Here is an 18,193-nt window from a genome sequence, read left to right as displayed (position 1 = left end):
ATCCGGCACAATGTACATCAGGCGTTTTCTTTCAACCAGTTCATGACCACATCGTGGTGATTGCTGGTTTTGAAATCATCAAACACGTGTTCGATTTTACCCTCGGCATCAATCAGGAAGCTGATGCGATGGATGCCATCGTAGGTTTTTCCCATAAACGATTTCTCACCCCAGACACCGAACTGCTCGCATACCTGATGATCTTCATCGGACAGGAGCGTGAAGTTAAGCACTTCTTTTTCAGCAAATCGGGAAAGCTTTTCAGGTTTATCGGTGCTGATCCCCAGGACTTCAACACCTGCTTTTTTTAACTGATCCATGTTATCGCGTAAGCCACAGGCTTGCACGGTACAGCCCGGCGTCATGGCTTTCGGGTAGAAATAAACCAGAACACGCTGTCCCTGGAAGTCGGTTAAATTTACTTGTTCTCCGTCTTGGTCCGGCAAGCTAAATTTCGGTGCGATATCACCGGCTTTCAGTGGGTTCATTACTTAACTCCATCCTGTTCATCATGCTGTGAGTAATTGACGACGTTAATACTGCCTTGCGCATTGAGTTCTGTACAGAGTGCTTTAAAGGCATCCTCAATATTTGCCGAATCGTGTGACGCGGGACTATGTGCCGTGATTTGGATAAACAGTTGTGCAGACTTTCCGTTTTCAGCCGGTTGTGTGCGAGAAACCAGTTCCGCGATATTCATTTGGTGACTGTCAAAAAGTGCGGTAAAGCGTTCTATCAGATGGGGAGAGTCGGGGACATCGACCTGCACCCATACCGTGGCGGGCATCGCCGGACGGGGGCGAGCAGTCGTTCGCTTCATCACAATCAATAAATCCAGCTCTGCACCTTTCAACGGCAAGGTTGATTCAATCAGGGTTATGGCATTCCAGGTACCGGATAACAGCATAATAAAAGTAAACTCGTCACCCAGCATGGCCAGTCGGCTGTCTTCAATATTACAGCCACAACTGCTGACATGACGAGTGATGGTGTTCACAATTCCCGGGCGATCAGCACCCAGCGCAGTAATGACCAGATAGTGTTGCGATGACGGTGTCAAACCTGTTCTTCCTTTGAGAGGTGAGGTAATCATAAGGAAAGCATAAAAAAAACATGCATACAACAATCAGAAGGGCTATGGTCGCTTGCTTTTATTGTCGTACCAAACGTACCATTGAGACACTTGTTTGCACAGAGGATGGCCCATGTTCACGGGAAGTATTGTCGCGCTTATTACGCCGATGGATGAGAAAGGTAAAGTCTGCCGGTCGAGCCTGAAAAAACTGATTGATTATCATGTCGCCAGCGGCACCTCGGCGATCGTTTCGGTTGGCACCACCGGTGAGTCCGCCACGTTGAGTCATGATGAGCATGGCGACGTGGTAATGATGACGCTGGAGCTGGCCGACGGGCGTATTCCGGTGATTGCCGGAACCGGCGCCAATGCGACCGCAGAAGCCATTAGTCTGACGCAGCGTTTCAACGACAGTGGTATTGTCGGCTGCCTGACGGTGACGCCTTACTACAACCGCCCAACCCAGGAAGGCCTGTTCCAGCATTTCAAAGCCATCGCTGAACATACTGACCTGCCGCAAATTCTGTATAATGTGCCGTCCCGTACTGGCTGCGATATGCTGCCGGAAACCGTTGGTCGTCTGGCGAAAGTAAAAAATATTGTCGCTATCAAAGAGGCCACAGGGAACTTAAGTCGTGTTCACCAGATCAAAGAGCTGGTTTCAGACGATTTTATTCTGCTCAGCGGTGATGACGCGACCGGGCTGGACTTTATTCAGCTTGGTGGTCATGGCGTGATTTCTGTTACGTCTAACGTAGCGGCACGTGATATGGCTGAAATGTGCAAACTGGCGGCAGAAGGGCACTTTGCCGAGGCGCGGGTGATCAATCAGCGTCTGATGCCGTTACACAACAAACTATTTGTCGAACCCAATCCTATCCCGGTGAAATGGGCATGTAAGGAGTTGGGACTTGTGGCGACCGATACACTGCGTCTGCCGATGACGCCAATCACGGACAATGCTCGTGATATCGTCAAAGCGGCGCTTAAGCATGCCGGTTTGCTGTAAAGTTTAGGGAGATTTGATGGCTTACTCAGTACAAAAGTCGCGCCTGGTCAAGGTTGCGGGTGTTTCGCTTGTTATGTTGCTCGCGGCCTGTAGTTCTGATTCGCGCTATAAGCGCCAGGTGAGCGGTGACGAATCCTATCTGGAGGCTGCACCGCTTGCTGAGCTTCACGCGCCAGCTGGGATGATTCTGCCGATAACCGCAGGTGACTATAATATCCCGGTTACTAACGGCAGTGGTGCCGTAGGTAAAGCGCTGGATATTCGCCCACCGGCTCAGCCGTTAGCATTAGTCAGTGGCGCACGTACCCAGATTGCGGGTGATACGGCAACATTGTTGGTGGAAAATGGCCGTGCCAACACTCTGTGGCCGCAGGTTGTCAGCGTGATTCAGTCTAAAAATTACACTATCACCAAACGCGATGATGCCAGCCAGACGCTGACTACCGATTGGGTTGACTGGAACCGTCTGGATGAAGACGAACAGTACCGTGGACGTTATCAAATCTCGGTTAAACCGCAGGGCTATCAGCAAGCGGTGACGGTGAAGCTGGTTAACCTCGAACAGGCCGGTAAGCCAGTCGCAGATGCGGCGTCAATGCAGCGCTATAGTGCTGAGATGATGAACGTCATTTCTGCGGGTCTGGATAAGAACGCCACCGATGCTGCGAATGCCGCGCAGAACCGCTCTGCAGCAACTATGGATGTCCAGAGTGCTGCCGATGACACCGGGTTACCGATGTTGGTCGTTCGTGGACCGTTCAACGTGGTGTGGCAACGTCTGCCGGCGGCCCTTGAGAAAGTGGGCATGAAAGTGACCGACAGCACCCGTTCTCAGGGCAGTTTCGCCGTGACCTACAAACCACTGTCTGACAGCGGTTGGCAGGAACTGGGCGCAACCGATCCGGGTCTGGTATCCGGTGACTACAAACTGCAGGTCGGTGATTTAGACAACCGCAGCAGTATGCAGTTTATCGATCCGAAGGGACACACCCTGACGCAAAGCCAGAACGACGCGCTGGTTGCCGTCTTCCAGGCAGCTTTCAGTAAGTAAAAATAAAGGGCTGGAGTAATCCAGCCTTTTTTTCTGATATGATACGCAAACGTGTGCGTCAGCAGAAAAGCGCAATATTTATCGTTAATTCACACCCAGGAGTAATAAAGATGCAAAAGCAAGCTGAGTTGTATCGTGGTAAAGCGAAGACCGTATACAGCACGGAAAACCCGGACCTGTTGGTGCTCGAATTCCGCAATGATACGTCAGCAGGGGATGGCGCGCGCATTGAACAGTTTGATCGTAAAGGTATGGTGAACAATAAATTCAACCATTTCATTATGACTAAGCTGGAAGAAGCGGGTATTCCTACCCAAATGGAGCGACTGCTTTCTGATACCGAATGTCTGGTGAAAAAACTGGAGATGGTACCGGTTGAGTGCGTGGTGCGTAACCGTGCGGCAGGTTCTCTGGTGAAGCGTTTAGGCGTTGAGGAAGGTATTGAACTGAATCCGCCTCTGTTTGATCTGTTCCTGAAAAATGATGCAATGCACGACCCGATGATTAACGATTCTTACTGCGAAACTTTTGGTTGGGTGAGCAAAGAGAATCTGGCACGTATGAAAGAGCTGACCTACAAGGCCAATGACGTGCTGAAGAAAATGTTTGATGACGCAGGCCTGATTCTGGTCGACTTCAAACTTGAGTTTGGCTTGTATAAAGGCGAAGTCGTTCTGGGTGATGAATTCTCTCCGGATGGTAGCCGCCTGTGGGATAAAGAAACCCTGGATAAAATGGATAAAGATCGCTTCCGCCAGAGTCTGGGCGGCCTGATCGAAGCCTATGAAGCCGTCGCGCATCGCCTGGGCGTGAAGTTAGACTGATCCCTCCTTCGAGCCGGCGATCGCTCACCGGCTCATCAATCATACCTATTTGATTACTGTTTCTTATGGTAATCCTGTTCCGAACCGCCTACGATCATCATCATAATGAATAAAAAGTTGAGGTGATTATGCGCTGGCAAGGGCGTCGTGAAAGTGACAATGTAGAAGACAGACGTAATAGCTCTGGTGGCGGTCCTTCTATGGGCGGGCCAGGTTTTCGTTTGCCAAGTGGTAAAGGCGGCATCATCCTGCTGATTGTGGTGCTCGTGGCAGGGTATTACGGCGTGGATCTCACCGGATTAATGACAGGCCAACCCGTTTCACAAGAACAATCAACGCGCTCCATCAGTCCCAACGATGATGAAGCAGCCAAATTTACCTCGGTGATTCTGGCGACAACGGAAGATACCTGGGGGCAGCAGTTTGAAAAAATGGGCCGTACCTATCAGCAACCCAGGCTGGTGATGTATCGTGGTTCCATGCGTACCGGTTGCGGAGTGGGTCAGTCCATTATGGGACCGTTTTATTGCCCGGCTGACGGTACTGTTTATATCGACCTCTCATTCTATGACGACATGAAAAATAAGCTGGGCGCTGATGGTGATTTTGCTCAGGGCTATGTCATTGCGCATGAAGTGGGTCACCATGTGCAGAAACTGCTGGGTATCGAGCCAAAGATTCGCCAGATGCAACAGAACGCCTCACAGGCTGAAGTGAATCGACTTTCCGTGCGTATGGAACTGCAGGCGGATTGCTTTGCCGGCGTCTGGGGGCACAGTATGCAACAGCAAGGTGTGCTGGAATCAGGTGATCTGGAAGAAGCGTTGAACGCCGCACAGGCCATTGGCGACGATCGCCTGCAGCAGCAGGGGCAAGGACGGGTGGTGCCGGACAGCTTTACGCACGGGAGCTCTGAACAGCGTCTTACCTGGTTTAAGCGTGGCTTTGATAGCGGCGATCCGGCGCAATGCAATACCTTTGGTAAAGGCATGTAAGATATTGAGGCAGGGATGTCTGACTACATCGCGCTGCGTGCGCTAACTGAACAAATGACCCGGGAAGGGATCCGCCGTTTGCTGATTATCAGTGGCGAGGGACTCTGGTGTCAGGAGCAGGCGTTAGCGCTGCGCGATACATTACCCGGCGACTGGCTGTGGGTTGGTGCAGAGCCTCCCTCAGAGCCGGGCTGTACGCCACAGGCGTTGCAAACGTTACTGGGACGTGAATTTCGTCATGCAGTCTTTGATGCGCGGTCTGGGTTTGACGCCGCAGCGTTTGCCGCATTAAGTGGTACGCTGTATGCCGGGAGCTGGCTGGTGCTGCTGACGCCCCCCTGGAACAGCTGGCAGACATATCCGGATGTAGATTCGCTGCGCTGGAGTGACTGCGCACAACCCATCCCTACGCCACACTTTGTCGAACACTTCAAACGGGTCATCACTCGCGACAGACAAGCTCTGCACTGGCAGCAGAATCAGTTATTTTCATGCCCACATTTCCCTGAACGCGCTGACTGGCAAGCCGCGAATGGGGAGCCTCAACCTGAGCAGGCGGCGATTTTACAACATCTGTTGGCTATGCCCTGTGGTGTGGTAACAGTGACTGCAGCACGTGGTCGGGGTAAATCAGCCTTAGCAGGGCAGTTGATTTCACGCATGAAGGGAACGGCAATTGTTACTGCGCCCGCTAAAGCGGCAACCGATGTGCTGGCACGCTTTGCCGGTGAGCGTTACCGCTTTATGGCCCCGGATGCGCTGTTAGCCGGGACTGAAACCGCAGACTGGCTTGTTGTTGATGAGGCCGCTGCCATTCCCGCACCGTTGCTGCATCAACTGGTTTCGCGTTTTCCCCGCACGTTGTTAACGACTACGGTTCAGGGTTATGAGGGAACCGGCAGAGGGTTCTTGTTAAAATTCTGCGCCCGTTTCCCGGCGCTGCGCCGATATGAGTTACAGCAGCCCGTCCGGTGGGCGCAGGGGTGTCCGTTGGAAAAAGTCGTCAGCGATGCACTGGTATTCGATGACGAAACTTTTATGCATTCGCCTCGGGGAGAGATCCGTTTTTCCACGTTTGAAGCGAATGCCTGGCGCACCAGGCCGAATCTGCCGCTGGCGGTATATCAGTTGCTTTCCGGGGCGCATTATCGCACCTCACCGCTGGATCTTCGCCGGATGATGGATGCGCCAGGTCAGCATTTTCTTCAGGCATCGGCCTCGGACTCGGTGGCTGGTGCCGTCTGGCTGGTGGACGAAGGAGGATTATCCGCAGAATTAAGTCAGGCTGTCTTTGCCGGGCACCGTCGACCAAGAGGGAATCTGGTGGCTCAGTCTCTGGCTGCCCACGGATGTTATCCGCTGGCGGCGACGCTCACTGGACGTCGGGTCAGCCGTATCGCGGTTCACCCCGCGCGCCAGCGGGAAGGTATAGGGCAACAGCTGATTATGCAGGCCCATCGCTATTCCACGCAGTGTGATTACCTCTCCGTCAGTTTTGGTTATACGCAAGAGCTATGGCGTTTCTGGCAGCGTTGTGGCTTTGTGTTGGTTCGTATGGGGAACCACCGGGAAGCCAGCAGCGGGTGCTACACCGCAATGGCTTTACTGCCCATCAGTGAGGCGGGGAGGCGTCTCGCTGAGAGGGAGAACCTGCGCTTGCGTCGTGACGCTGTGATTCTGGCTCAGTGGAATGACGAGGCCATTCCGGTATCCCCACTGAAAGAAACTACGCTTAATGATGATGACTGGGAAGAACTGGCGGGATTTGCCTTTGCACATCGGCCACTACTTACCTCATTGGGTTGTCTGAGTCGCCTGCTTCAGAACAGTACGCTTCCTCTCCCGGCGCTGCGAGGACGTTTACAAGAGCAATGCACTGACGCACAACTGTGCGAGCGACTGAACGTTTCTGGTCGTAAAGCATTGTTACTGCTTCAGCGTGCAGAGGCGGCGCAGGCGTTAGCGCAACTGGATAATGAACGCGAACAACGGCTACATAATCGCATTATGCAATGGTAATTTTTTCACTAACTTCTTCAATTTCCTGGCATGGTCATTGCGATTAAGCGGCGTAGAATGACGCTCATCAGTTAAGGAGATCGCCATGAAACATGACCATTTTGTTGTTCAAAGCCCCGATAAACCCGCGCAACAGTTGCTGCTGTTGTTTCATGGTGTAGGCGATAACCCTGTTGCCATGGGAGAGATAGGATCCTGGTTTGCACCTTTGTTTCCGGATGCGCTGATAGTGAGTATCGGCGGTGCTGAGCCATATGCTGCCACCTCCGGGCGTCAATGGTTTTCCGTTCAGGGCGTAACGGAAGAGAACCGTCAGGAACGTGTTGACGCTATCATGCCGGTATTTATCGAAACCGTTCGCTACTGGCAAAAACAGAGCGGCGTCGCACCTGGGGCAACTGCACTGATAGGCTTTTCGCAGGGGGCTATTATGTCGCTTGAAAGCATCAAAGCCGAGCCTGAACTGGCATCACGGGTTATTGCCTTTAATGGTCGTTACGCCAGTTTGCCGGAAGTGGCAACGACGGCCACGACGGTACATTTGATTCACGGTGGTGAAGACCGGGTGATTGAGTTATCTCACGCCGTTGCAGCTCAGGACGCGTTAATTCGCGCGGGCGGTGATGTGACGCTGGATATCGTTGAAAACCTGGGTCACGCCATTGACGATCGCAGCATGCAGTTTGCTCTCGACCATTTGCGCTTTACTGTGCCGAAGCACTATTTCGATGAAGCGTTAAGTGGGGGAAAACCAAACGATGATGATGTCATTGAGATGATGTAACCCTGTAGGCCAGATAAGCGTAGCGCCATCAGGCGCGGGTGCCGGATGGCAACGCTACGCGTATAATTCGGCCTACGGGTTATTTTTTCGGTTGGTCTTTGTTCGGCCAATCGTCGTCGTCGTCCCATTTATCGTTAAAGTCACGATGCGGGGGAAGCTCCGGTTTATTCGCGAGAAATTTTTTGTGGTCGACGCGCTTGAGATCTTTAATTACATTCAGCAATACGCCTACCAGAAACACCAGCACTAAAATCCACCAATATTTAGCCAGCCAGTCCATGCTCATTTCCTCTTACAGGGCCACTCATCAGGCGACGAGTTGCTCCATGATACGTTGATACATTCGGGCAAGCAGTTGCAGGTCGGCGGCATTAACGCATTCATTTATTTTATGAATGGTGGCATTGACCGGACCAAGTTCAACCACCTGCGCCCCCATGCGGGCAATAAAACGCCCGTCGGACGTTCCGCCTGTAGTCAGTAACTGCGGTTTAATTTCATTATAGTGCTCAATGGCGTTCACCACTGCATCCACCAGTTTGCCACGCTCGGTCAGGAATGGCTGGCCGGAGAGCCACCAGTCAACGGTGTAACGCAACTGGTGCTTATCCAGCAATTCCAGCACCCGGGATTTGATCATCTCGTCATTTAACTCAGTGCTGAAACGGAAGTTGAACTGGATAAACAGTTCACCAGGGATAACATTGTTGCTGCCGGTTCCTGCCTGAATATTGGCAATTTGCATGCTCGTTGCCGGGAAGAATTCATTGCCCTGATCCCACTCGATCGCCACCAGTTCATTCAGCATTGGCGCTGCGCGGTGAACCGGGTTATCGGCCAGATGCGGGTAGGCTACGTGACCCTGCACGCCGTGAATGGTCAGGTTGCAGGTCAGTGAACCCCGACGCCCATTTTTAACCACGTCACCGACGATTTCCGTACTGGACGGCTCGCCGACCAGACAATAGTCCAGCCGCTCGTTGCGCGCCATCAGCGCTTCGACCACCTTAACGGTGCCATTTTTAGCGCTGGCTTCTTCGTCTGAGGTGATTAAAAACGCCAGACGGCCTTTGTGGTTAGGGTGTTGGGCGACGAAGCGCTCGGCTGCGACAACCATCGCCGCCAGCGAGCCTTTCATATCGGCAGCGCCACGCCCGAACAGCAGACCGTCGCGGATCGTCGGTTCAAATGGCGGATTAATCCAGCGATCAACATCGCCAGCGGGCACTACGTCGGTGTGACCGGCAAATGCCAACGTCTCACCTTGTCCGCGCCATGCCCAAAAATTCTGTGTGTCACCAAAATCCATACGCTCAACGGTAAAACCTACCGCGCGCAGGCGTTCAATCATTAACGCCTGGCACCCGGCATCATCCGGGCTCAGGGAAGGACGGCGAATAAGCTGCTGTGTCAGCTCAATAACCGGGCACGACATAGACTACACCTCATTAAAAAACTGCATATAACTGGATTCACTGAAACCCAGCAGCATAGGCTTACCCGGCGCGCAGAGCAATGGGCGTTTGATAATTGCTGGCATTTCAATCATCAACGAGGCGGCGGCATCCGCATCGGTAATTTGATTACGCGTTGCTTCATCGAGTCTACGCCATGTGGTCCCACGCGTATTGAGCAGTGACTCCCAACCTAACTCGCTGATAAAGGATTGTAATAGCGCGTTGTCGAGGCCATCGACGCGATAATCATGGAAACGATAGTCGATCCCGTGAGCTTCCAGCCAGCGCCTGGCTTTTTTAATGGTATCGCAATTCTTAATGCCGTAGAGGGTGATCATTTGAATCCTTATTAACGTAATTTGAATATTTATTCTTGTGCTTTGTGATCCCTGATAATACATATTGTCATTCAATCGTTATAGAAAAATATAACATTGTTGAACAACAGTGAATAATGATTCCTGAAAGTTCCGAAACTCTCACTGAACTGGAATTCAGATTTTACCTCTTTGCATCAGACTGTTTTTCCATCAGAATTGCCAGAGTAGTAGATGATGTATGAATATTTCAAAATATTGCAGTAAGTCACATAAAATTTATGGGTATGGCGCATAGTGATGACATGACCCCCAGCACTGGAGAATGTAATCACAACTATCGATTAAATTATCTTCTTTGAAAGAGAATGATTTTGTAGAATATCCATAATAATAAGAGAGGTTGTTATGATTGAACGTGAACTGGGGAACTGGAAAGACTTTATCGAAGTGATGCTTCGTAAATAAATTTCTGGCAGACAATCCTGAAAAGGATAAAAAAAGGCGACTTATTGTAAGTCGCCTTTTTTGTGTGTTATTCCGGTTTTGGCTTCAGAGGGAAGCGCCTGCGCACCAGTACAAAGAACAGTGGGACGAAGTAAATAGCCAGAATTGTGGCTGAAATCATTCCGCCCATCACGCCGGTACCAACCGCATGTTGACCGCCGGAGCCTGCACCGCTGCTGATGGTCATCGGTAACACCCCGAATATAAATGCCAGAGAGGTCATCAAAATCGGACGCAGGCGCTGGCGGCACGCATGCAGCGTGGCGTCGAGCAAATCGTGCCCTTTTTCATTCATCTCATTGGCGAATTCAACAATCAAGATCGCGTTTTTGGCCGAAAGCCCGATAACTGTTAATAACCCGACCTGGAAATACACATCGTTTTCCAGACCCCGCGCCCAGGTTGCCAGCAGGGCGCCAATCACCCCCAACGGTACGACCAGCATGACGGAGAATGGAACAGACCAGCTTTCATACAGCGCGGCGAGGCACAGGAATACCACCAGCAGTGAAATGGCATACAGAGCAGGGGCCTGGGAGCCAGAAAGTCGTTCCTGATATGACATTGCCGTCCATTCGAGGCCGAATCCAGTCGGCAACTGATGGACCAGGGATTCCATTACGTCCATTGCTGTACCGGTACTGACGCCGGGCGCGGCTTCCCCTACGATCTCGACGGCAGAGTAACCGTTATAGCGTTCCAGGCGCGGCGAACCTGTCTCCCAGCGCGAGGTGGCAAATGCTGAGAAGGGCACCATGCCGCCGCTATTATTGCGCACGTACCAGAGATTGATGTCATCAGGAAGCATGCGATATTTTGCTGCCGCCTGTACATAAACCTTCTTCACGCGCCCCCTGTCCATAAAGTCATTGACGTAACTGGAGCCCCAGGCCGTCTGCAATGTATCGTTGATATCATCAATCGAAACCCCCAGCGCCTGGGCTTTACGCTGGTCGATATCAATTTGCAACTGCGGGCTGTCGTCCAGACCATTATGGCGTACGCGGGTCAGGGAGGTGTCTTTAGCTGCAAGCTCAATCAGCTTGTCACGCGCCGCCATTAACGCATCATGACCCGCACCGGCATGATCCTGTAATTCCATATCGAAACCGGCAGAGCTACCGAGGCCGCTAATAGCCGGAGGGCTACTGGCGAAGACACGGGCCTCTTTAATCTGGTTAAAGGCTTTGGTGGCGCGCTCGATAATGGCAAATGAGGTTCCGGTAGTGGTACCACGCTCATCCCAGTCTTTTAAGCGGACGAACATTCGCGCTACGTTTTGTCCATTTCCGCCAGGGCCGGAACCGACCGTGGAGAAGACTGACATAATGTTGTCTTTTTCATGGGTGAAGTAATACTTCTCCACTTCTTCCACCACTTTTAACGTCTGCTGCTGGGTGGAGCCGCTGGGCAACTGTACTGAAGTGGTGAACATACCCCTGTCTTCCAGCGGCAGGAAAGAGGTTGGCAGCCGCAGGAACAGGAACACCATTCCGCCGAGCAGCAACACGTAGATCAGTATCCAGCGCAGGCTGCGATGTAAGATTCTGGCGACACCTTTCTCGTAGCGTTCGGCGTTGTGGTTAAACATGCGGTTAAACCAGCCGAAGAATCCGGTTTGTCCGTGGTGTTCGCCCTTATGCAGCGGCTTGAGTAGCGTGGCGCACAGAGCAGGAGTCAGGATCATCGCCACCAGTACCGAGAGCACCATCGCTGAGACAATCGTAATCGAGAACTGACGGTAAATTGCCCCGGTCGTGCCGCCGAAGAAGGCCATCGGGATAAACACTGCCGACAACACCATGGCGATACCAACCAACGCCCCCTGAATCTGCCCCATCGATTTTCGTGTTGCTTCACGCGGCGAGAGACCTTCCTCGCTCATGATTCGCTCGACGTTTTCCACTACCACAATGGCGTCATCAACCAGCAGGCCAATTGCCAGCACCATTGCAAACATCGTTAATGTGTTAACACTGTAGCCAAAGGCATAGAGCACAGAGAAGGTGCCCATTAAGACGACGGGGACAGCAATCGTGGGAATAAGCGTCGCACGGAAGTTTTGCAAAAACAGGTACATCACCAGGAATACCAGCGCAATGGCTTCCAGCAGCGTTTTCACCACGTCAATAATCGAAGCTTTTACAAAAGAGGTGGTTTCATATGCCACCTTGTATTCCAGACCATGAGGGAAGTACTGAGACAGCTCATTGAGGCGATTGATAACCAGATCGGCCGTTGCCATTTCATTGGCGCCAGAGGCGAGTTTAACGCCAAGACCAGATGCGGGATTTCCGTTAAACCGGCTGAGGTAGTCATACTTCTCGGCCCCCATTTCGACCGTTGCCACATCACTCAGTTTAACCTCTGAACCGTTCTGATTGACGCGCAGCGTAATATCACGGAATTGTTGTGGCGTTTGTAGCAATGACTGAGCATTAATCGTCGCATTCAGCGCCTGCTTGTCCACTGAAGGTGTACCACCAAGTTGGCCAACGGCAATTTGAGCATTCTGTGACTCAATAGCATCGGTCACATCTTTGGCGGTCATCTGGAAGCTGTTAAGTTTGGCCGGGTCGAGCCAGATACGCATGGAGTATTGTGACCCGTAGGCATCAATATCTCCCACGCCGTTAATTCGGCTGAGCGGATCCTGAATATTACTGGCGACGTAGTCTGCAATGTCCTGCTTGTCCATTGAGCCGTCAGTAGAGACAAAAGCGATGGTCAGAATATTGGTATCCCCGGTTTTACGCACGGTTACCCCCTGATCCTGTACCGCCTGCGGCAACTTACGCATTGCCGATTGCAGCTGGTTTTGTACCTGTTGCACGGCTTCATCAGGATCGGTTCCTGCTACAAAGCTAAGCATTACCGTCGCCTGACCCGTCCCGCTGCTTTGTGATGACATATACATCAGATTATCGAGGCCGGTCATGTTCTGCTCGATAACCTGGGTCACGGTGTTTTCCAGAGTTTGTGCTGATGCACCAGGATAATTCGCAGTCACGCGCACGTTTGGCGGAGCGAGATCGGGATATTGCTCAACGGGCAGCGAAAAAATAGCCAGGGTTCCTGTCAGGCACAACAGGATAGCTAACACCCAGGCAAAAATGGGGCGATCGATAAAAAAATTCGCCATTAAAAGGGGACCTCGTGTTTCTGCATATAATAATGGGTATGACTTGCTTCACTGTAGCGGCAAGGTACGGGCCAAACGTGGAGAAAAAAAGAAGATAATGTAAATTATCATGCGCGTTTACAGCGTACCTTTTGTGCCAACGCCGTCTGGCCTGCACCTGGACTATCCGGCGTTTTATCGTTGTTTACATGAGTTGTCTTTCCCTTTATGCCGATCGAAAGCTGATGCTCACCAGCGTTCCGCCTCCGGAGGGCTGGGAGAAGGTCAACGTGCCGCCAAGTCTTTCTGCCCGCTCACGCATAATATTCAAACCGTAGTGTCCTGTAGGCTCATGAGGCTCACCAATTCCGATGCCGTTATCCCGGATATAAACAGTGTGGTTATCATCCGGTGCAGTCACGCAACTGACGGCAATTTCGGTCGCACTGGCATGTTTAATGGCGTTAAGCACAGCTTCACGCACGATCTGCAACAGATGCACCTGCATTTGCGCATCCAGCGCCAGCGTTGGTAATCGGCAATCGAGTGTCAGTTTAGCCGAAGTCTGATTTTGCAGGGTTTCCAGCATTTCATGCAGGGCGGAGGGCAGATCGGCCTGCTGCAAGGTCAGACGGAAGGTCGTGAGCAGCTCGCGCAGTTGGCGGTAAGCATCGTTCAACGCCTGAGAAAAGTCCGCCATGATACTCTGCGCCGGGGCGTTATCTTCCGGGATCGAGCGTTTCAGCAGCGTGAGCTGAATGCGTAAATAGGAGAGTACCTGCGCCAGCGAGTCGTGGAGTTCGCGTGCGATGGTCGCTCGCTCTTCCATTAACAATAACTGCTGAAAATGTTTCTGCGCCTGATTAAAGTACAGCCCGCGCCCCAGCATGGTCGAAACGCTGTTCAACAGCGGTGTGGAGGCATGCACATTGGGGCTTTGCCAGTGAAGTTCACCGTAAACGGTATCCTGCATCATGACCGGCAGGATCTGCATTGGCAGGTCATGGCTTTCCGTCCCCTCGCTGATACGCCAGTTATCACCGACGGTGAGTTCCAGGAAATACGCAGCGTCGTGTTCGCGGACAATTTGTAAAATATGCCGGAAGCAGTGTACATCGATTTGGCTGGTATTCAGCGCCTGAGAACACTGGTACAACACTTCCAGGCGGCGGTTTGCTTCGTGGAGATCGTGCGTTTTCTCAGCCACAGAGGCTTCCAGCGAACGATACAGCTTATGCAACTCACTCGACATCTGGCTAAAGGTCTTAGCCAGCAATCCCAGTTCGTTAGGCAAATCAGTGTCCAGCGACGGGATATCAAACTGACCGTGTTCAATGTGCTGGCTGGCCATCACCAGCTTATTGAGTGGACGAACTACCTGCTGGCGAATACGCCGTAGGGTAAAGAACACCAGAGTAAATATTCCGATCCCGCCCGCCAGTGAAATCCCAAAAACCAGTTTCACTTTACGCTCGGCATAATGCTGTAACGCCAACACGAAGAGGTCAATTTGATCAACATAGTTGTTGATATTGGTTTGATACCATTTCAAATCGCCACTTATCAGTCGGGAGTTCATTTCCAGCCAGTTTGCATGCAGATGTCCATAGCGGCTTTTTACCGTTTGCGGCACATACCAGGCGTTCAGATTTTGTAATGCTGGAGAGTTTAGCGCCTGCTGGAACAACTCACGGTGTGAACTGAGTTGCGGGCTGTTGCTTTGTAGATCGTAACCCAGCCGATAGCTTTGCATGCGTAATGAACCGGCAATATTGATGGCTTCCGCATCTCGCAAGCTGCTGGTCAGTGTGAGCAGTGCAATGCCCGTTGAGAGAATTGACAGCAGCACAATGTAGAAAAAAGCCTTGGCCAGGCTGGCCGATACCGGACGTTTTACCGTCACTTGCGCATCCTCACACAATACATGTAGCGCTTTGATACAGCTAAAACGATTCAATGTATTTGATAAATGTTAATAAAATCGCCTGAAACAGGATGGTAACTGAAACGCAATTTCATATGCGATGAAATAAATTGATCTGCCACAGGTTCTGGATAAATAGTTGTGCTTCCTGGGCAAATGAACATTGCCGCCCTCTTCAGGGTCGGTTAATAACAACAGTCATATAAAGAATAAGGTTTTTGCAACCAAAAAAGAAGGAAGCCATGAATCGTTTTATTATGGTCAATAGCCAACAGTGCCTGGGATGCTATGCCTGCGAAGTCGCCTGTGTCATGGCCCATAATGGTGAGCAGCATGTCCTGAGCCAACGGCATTTTCAGCCCCGAATTACGGTCATTAAACATCAGCATCAACGCAGCGCGGTGACCTGCCACCACTGTGAGGATGCACCTTGCGCCAGAAGCTGTCCAAACGGTGCAATCAGCCATGACAATGACAGCATTCAGGTAAATTCGCAAAAGTGTATCGGCTGTAAATCCTGCGTCGTTGCCTGTCCCTTTGGCACGATGCAGATCGTACTTACTCCCGTTGCGAAAGGAAAGGTGAAAGCGACAGCGCATAAATGCGATCTGTGTCAGGGACGTGAAGAGGGACCGGCCTGCGTGGAAAACTGTCCGGCGCAAGCGCTACAGTTGGTGACGCAAACTTCGCTCACCGGTCTGTCAAAAGCACGTCGACTGCGCACGGCCAGTCTGGAGAGCCAGCCCTGGCATGCCAGGGCGACCGATTTTACCTCCCACATGATCACCAAACGCGAGCAGATGCAGGCTACTCCGCCGCGCGGCGAGCCAGATAAGCTGGCGATTGAGGCACGTAAAACCAGTTTTGATGAAATTTATTTGCCATTTCGTACGGCACAGGCCGAGCGGGAAGCCTCCCGCTGCCTGAAGTGTGGTGAACACAGCATCTGCGAATGGACGTGTCCACTGCACAATCATATTCCCCAGTGGATTGAGCTGGTGAAAGCAGGAAATATTGATGCAGCAGTGGAGCTTTCTCACCAGACCAACTGTCTGCCGGAAATTACCGGGCGGGTATGTCCTCAGGATCGGCTCTGTGAAGGGGCATGTACGGTGCGTAACGAGCATGGTGCGGTCACTATCGGGAATATTGAACGTTACATCTCTGACCGGGCGCTGAGTAAAGGATGGCGGCCTGATTTAGGCGATGTGCAAAAAGTGGATAAGCGTGTCGCTATTATTGGCGCAGGGCCTGCCGGTCTGGCTTGTGCGGATGTGTTAGTGCGCAACGGCGTCAGCGTCACCGTGTACGATCGCCATCCTGAAATTGGTGGCTTACTGACGTTTGGTATTCCGGCCTTCAAACTGGATAAATCGTTACTGGTGCGTCGTCGTGAAATTTTCAGCGCTATGGGGATTAATTTCCAGCTTAACTGTGAAGTGGGTAAGGACGTAACGCTGGCATCACTACTGGACGATTATGACGCCGTGTTTGTGGGCGTAGGGACCTATCGTTCTATGAAAGCGGATCTGCCGAACGAAGACGCGCCGGGCGTTTATGATGCGTTGCCGTTTCTGATTGCTAATACCAAGCAGGTGATGGGGCTGGATGAACTACCGGAGGAGCCGTTTATTGATACCGCCGGGCTGAACGTTGTGGTGCTGGGAGGCGGTGATACGGCGATGGATTGCGTACGTACCGCGCTACGCCACGGTGCAAGCCAGGTGACTTGTGCTTATCGTCGTGATGAAGCCAACATGCCTGGCTCGAAAAAAGAGGTAAAAAACGCACGCGAAGAGGGGGCTAACTTTGAATTTAACGTCCAGCCCGTTGAGCTGATGCTGAATGCCGATGGGGGCGTCAGTGGCGTACGTTTCTTACGCACACAGCTCGGCGAGCCTGATGCGCAGGGACGTCGCCGCCCGGTACCGATCGCGGGAAGTGAATTTGTGATGCCCGCTGATGCAGTCATTATGGCGTTTGGTTTCCATCCGCATGGTATGCCGTGGCTGGAGGCTCATGGTGTGAAGGTTGATGACTGGGGCCGGATTGCTGCTGATGTCGAGAGCGCTTATCGTTATCAAACGACTCATCCGAAGATCTTTGCTGGTGGTGATGCGGTACGTGGTGCGGACCTGGTGGTCACTGCAATGGCAGAAGGGCGACATGCAGCGCAGGGGATCGTCGACTGGCTGGGCATATACCCTAAATAATTCGAGTTGCAGGAAGGCGGCAAAAGAAGAAATCCCCAGATGCATAGAGAGCTATGTGACCGGGGTTTCTGAGTACAGCCAACAAACCCGTCGCTTGAAGTATGACGGATATAAAATCAGTCAAATCTCACTAGCCTGGGGTCAAGACAAACCCGGTTTCACGGCGTAGTATTATTTCTCACTTCTCGCCGTGGAGCCGGTATGTCGCAACAAATTACCCTCATCAAAGATAAAGTCCTTTCTGATAACTACTTCATCCTGCGCAATATTACTTACGATCTGACCCGCAGCAATGGCGAGGTGATTCGTCACAAACGCGAGGTTTATGATCGCGGTAATGGCGCCACTATTCTGCTGTATAACCCGGAGAAAAAAACCGTCGTGCTGATTCGTCAGTTTCGCGTCGCCACCTGGGTGAACGGTAACGAAAGCGGACAACTGATCGAAACCTGCGCCGGGCTGCTGGATAACGATGAACCTGAAGCCTGTATTCGCAAAGAAGCGATCGAAGAGACCGGATATGAAGTTGGTGAGGTGCGTAAACTCTTTGAGCTCTACATGTCGCCAGGCGGCTTGACGGAATTGATCCACTTTTTTATCGCGCAGTACAGTGACAACCAGCGTGCCAATGCGGGCGGGGGCGTTGAAGACGAGGATATCGAAGTCCTGGAACTACCATTCACCCGAGCGCTGGAGATGATCACAACCGGGGAGATCCGTGACGGCAAAACGGTGCTATTGCTTAACTATCTGCAATCGTCGCATCTGATGGATTAGGTTACGGGGTTTATATTTCTTTACAAAATAACAGTCCAATCCGACGATTCTTATTGAGCCTCATCAGTAGCGCAAGGAAGATACCGATTAGGCTGTCTGTTTTGATTTCGGGGTTGTACC

Annotated in this window: 16 protein-coding genes; 9 read left to right on the top strand and 7 right to left on the bottom strand. The window is 51.9% G+C overall.

Annotation, left to right across the window (positions count from 1 at the left end; translation table 11 throughout):
• Nucleotides 1-17 precede the first annotated feature (17 nt).
• Nucleotides 18-488, bottom strand: a complete 471-nt coding sequence (gene bcp, locus OH663_RS14425; protein ID WP_006683508.1) for a thioredoxin-dependent thiol peroxidase — start codon at nucleotides 486-488, stop codon at nucleotides 18-20.
• The gene (locus OH663_RS14420) at nucleotides 488-1,060 is read right to left on the bottom strand and encodes a glycine cleavage system transcriptional repressor (RefSeq protein WP_197086121.1); all 573 of its coding nucleotides are present in this window, start codon (nucleotides 1,058-1,060) and stop codon (nucleotides 488-490) included. The genes bcp and OH663_RS14420 overlap by 1 nt, the downstream gene beginning before the upstream one ends.
• 145 nt (nucleotides 1,061-1,205) lie before the next feature.
• Here OH663_RS14420 and dapA point away from each other — a divergent pair, with 145 nt between their 5' ends.
• The 6 genes from dapA (at nucleotide 1,206) to ypfH (ending at nucleotide 7,757) form a co-directional block, all read left to right on the top strand.
• Nucleotides 1,206-2,084: a 4-hydroxy-tetrahydrodipicolinate synthase gene (gene dapA, locus OH663_RS14415; protein WP_045446056.1), complete on the top strand. Its 879-nt coding sequence runs from the start codon at nucleotides 1,206-1,208 to the stop codon at nucleotides 2,082-2,084.
• Nucleotides 2,085-2,100: 16 nt separating this feature from the next.
• The gene (gene bamC / locus OH663_RS14410; RefSeq protein WP_200010299.1) at nucleotides 2,101-3,135 is read left to right on the top strand and encodes an outer membrane protein assembly factor BamC; all 1,035 of its coding nucleotides are present in this window, start codon (nucleotides 2,101-2,103) and stop codon (nucleotides 3,133-3,135) included.
• Nucleotides 3,136-3,245: 110 nt separating this feature from the next.
• Complete coding sequence (purC, locus tag OH663_RS14405; RefSeq protein WP_045446050.1) at nucleotides 3,246-3,959, top strand: phosphoribosylaminoimidazolesuccinocarboxamide synthase; 714 nt, start codon at nucleotides 3,246-3,248, stop codon at nucleotides 3,957-3,959.
• 128 nt (nucleotides 3,960-4,087) lie between these two features.
• A complete protein-coding gene (gene ypfJ, locus OH663_RS14400; RefSeq protein ID WP_045446047.1) occupies nucleotides 4,088-4,954 on the top strand; it encodes a KPN_02809 family neutral zinc metallopeptidase in 867 nt (288 codons plus the stop codon).
• A gap of 15 nt (nucleotides 4,955-4,969) precedes the next feature.
• Entirely contained in the window at nucleotides 4,970-6,973 is a 2,004-nt protein-coding gene (locus tag OH663_RS14395) for a tRNA(Met) cytidine acetyltransferase TmcA (protein ID WP_200010298.1), read from the top strand.
• 85 nt (nucleotides 6,974-7,058) lie between these two features.
• Complete coding sequence (gene ypfH / locus OH663_RS14390; protein WP_200010297.1) at nucleotides 7,059-7,757, top strand: esterase; 699 nt, start codon at nucleotides 7,059-7,061, stop codon at nucleotides 7,755-7,757.
• 79 nt (nucleotides 7,758-7,836) lie between these two features.
• Here ypfH and OH663_RS14385 read toward each other — a convergent pair whose 3' ends face one another.
• The 3 genes from OH663_RS14385 to OH663_RS14375 are packed head-to-tail and all read right to left on the bottom strand — an operon-like array spanning nucleotide 7,837 to nucleotide 9,552.
• Nucleotides 7,837-8,037, bottom strand: coding sequence for a YpfN family protein (locus tag OH663_RS14385; RefSeq protein WP_003835080.1), 201 nt, complete (start codon nucleotides 8,035-8,037; stop codon nucleotides 7,837-7,839).
• A 27-nt stretch (nucleotides 8,038-8,064) separates the two neighbouring features.
• A complete protein-coding gene (dapE, locus tag OH663_RS14380) occupies nucleotides 8,065-9,192 on the bottom strand; it encodes a succinyl-diaminopimelate desuccinylase (RefSeq protein ID WP_200010296.1) in 1,128 nt (375 codons plus the stop codon).
• Between the two features lie 3 nt (nucleotides 9,193-9,195).
• Entirely contained in the window at nucleotides 9,196-9,552 is a 357-nt protein-coding gene (locus OH663_RS14375; protein WP_200010295.1) for an ArsC family reductase, read from the bottom strand.
• Between the two features lie 387 nt (nucleotides 9,553-9,939).
• Between OH663_RS14375 and ypfM the strand changes: the two genes are divergently transcribed.
• Nucleotides 9,940-9,999, top strand: a complete 60-nt coding sequence (gene ypfM, locus OH663_RS14370) for a protein YpfM (protein WP_001386977.1) — start codon at nucleotides 9,940-9,942, stop codon at nucleotides 9,997-9,999.
• 67 nt (nucleotides 10,000-10,066) lie between these two features.
• On the opposite strand, the gene acrD is transcribed toward ypfM, so the two are convergent.
• Together acrD and narQ are read right to left on the bottom strand one after the other, a co-directional pair.
• Nucleotides 10,067-13,180 (bottom strand): multidrug efflux RND transporter permease AcrD, encoded by a 3,114-nt coding sequence (gene acrD / locus OH663_RS14365; RefSeq protein ID WP_045446027.1) that lies wholly within the window; start codon nucleotides 13,178-13,180, stop codon nucleotides 10,067-10,069.
• A gap of 205 nt (nucleotides 13,181-13,385) precedes the next feature.
• Nucleotides 13,386-15,062, bottom strand: coding sequence for a nitrate/nitrite two-component system sensor histidine kinase NarQ (gene narQ, locus OH663_RS14360; protein WP_045446024.1), 1,677 nt, complete (start codon nucleotides 15,060-15,062; stop codon nucleotides 13,386-13,388).
• Nucleotides 15,063-15,325: 263 nt separating this feature from the next.
• Here narQ and aegA point away from each other — a divergent pair, with 263 nt between their 5' ends.
• Nucleotides 15,326-17,296 carry a formate-dependent uric acid utilization protein AegA gene (gene aegA, locus OH663_RS14355; protein WP_045446019.1) on the top strand — a complete coding sequence of 657 codons (1,971 nt, stop codon included), beginning with the start codon at nucleotides 15,326-15,328 and terminating at the stop codon, nucleotides 17,294-17,296.
• 201 nt (nucleotides 17,297-17,497) lie between these two features.
• On the top strand, nucleotides 17,498-18,073 hold the full coding sequence (nudK, locus tag OH663_RS14350; RefSeq protein WP_045446016.1) for a GDP-mannose pyrophosphatase NudK: 576 nt from the start codon (nucleotides 17,498-17,500) through the stop codon (nucleotides 18,071-18,073).
• The last annotated feature ends 120 nt before the right edge of the window (nucleotides 18,074-18,193 follow it).

This window comes from Citrobacter sp. Marseille-Q5395, from assembly GCF_947057495.1.
In the GTDB taxonomy this organism is placed as follows: Bacteria; Pseudomonadota; Gammaproteobacteria; order Enterobacterales; family Enterobacteriaceae; genus Citrobacter; species Citrobacter murliniae.
This window is presented reverse-complemented; position numbering and strand designations above follow the sequence as displayed.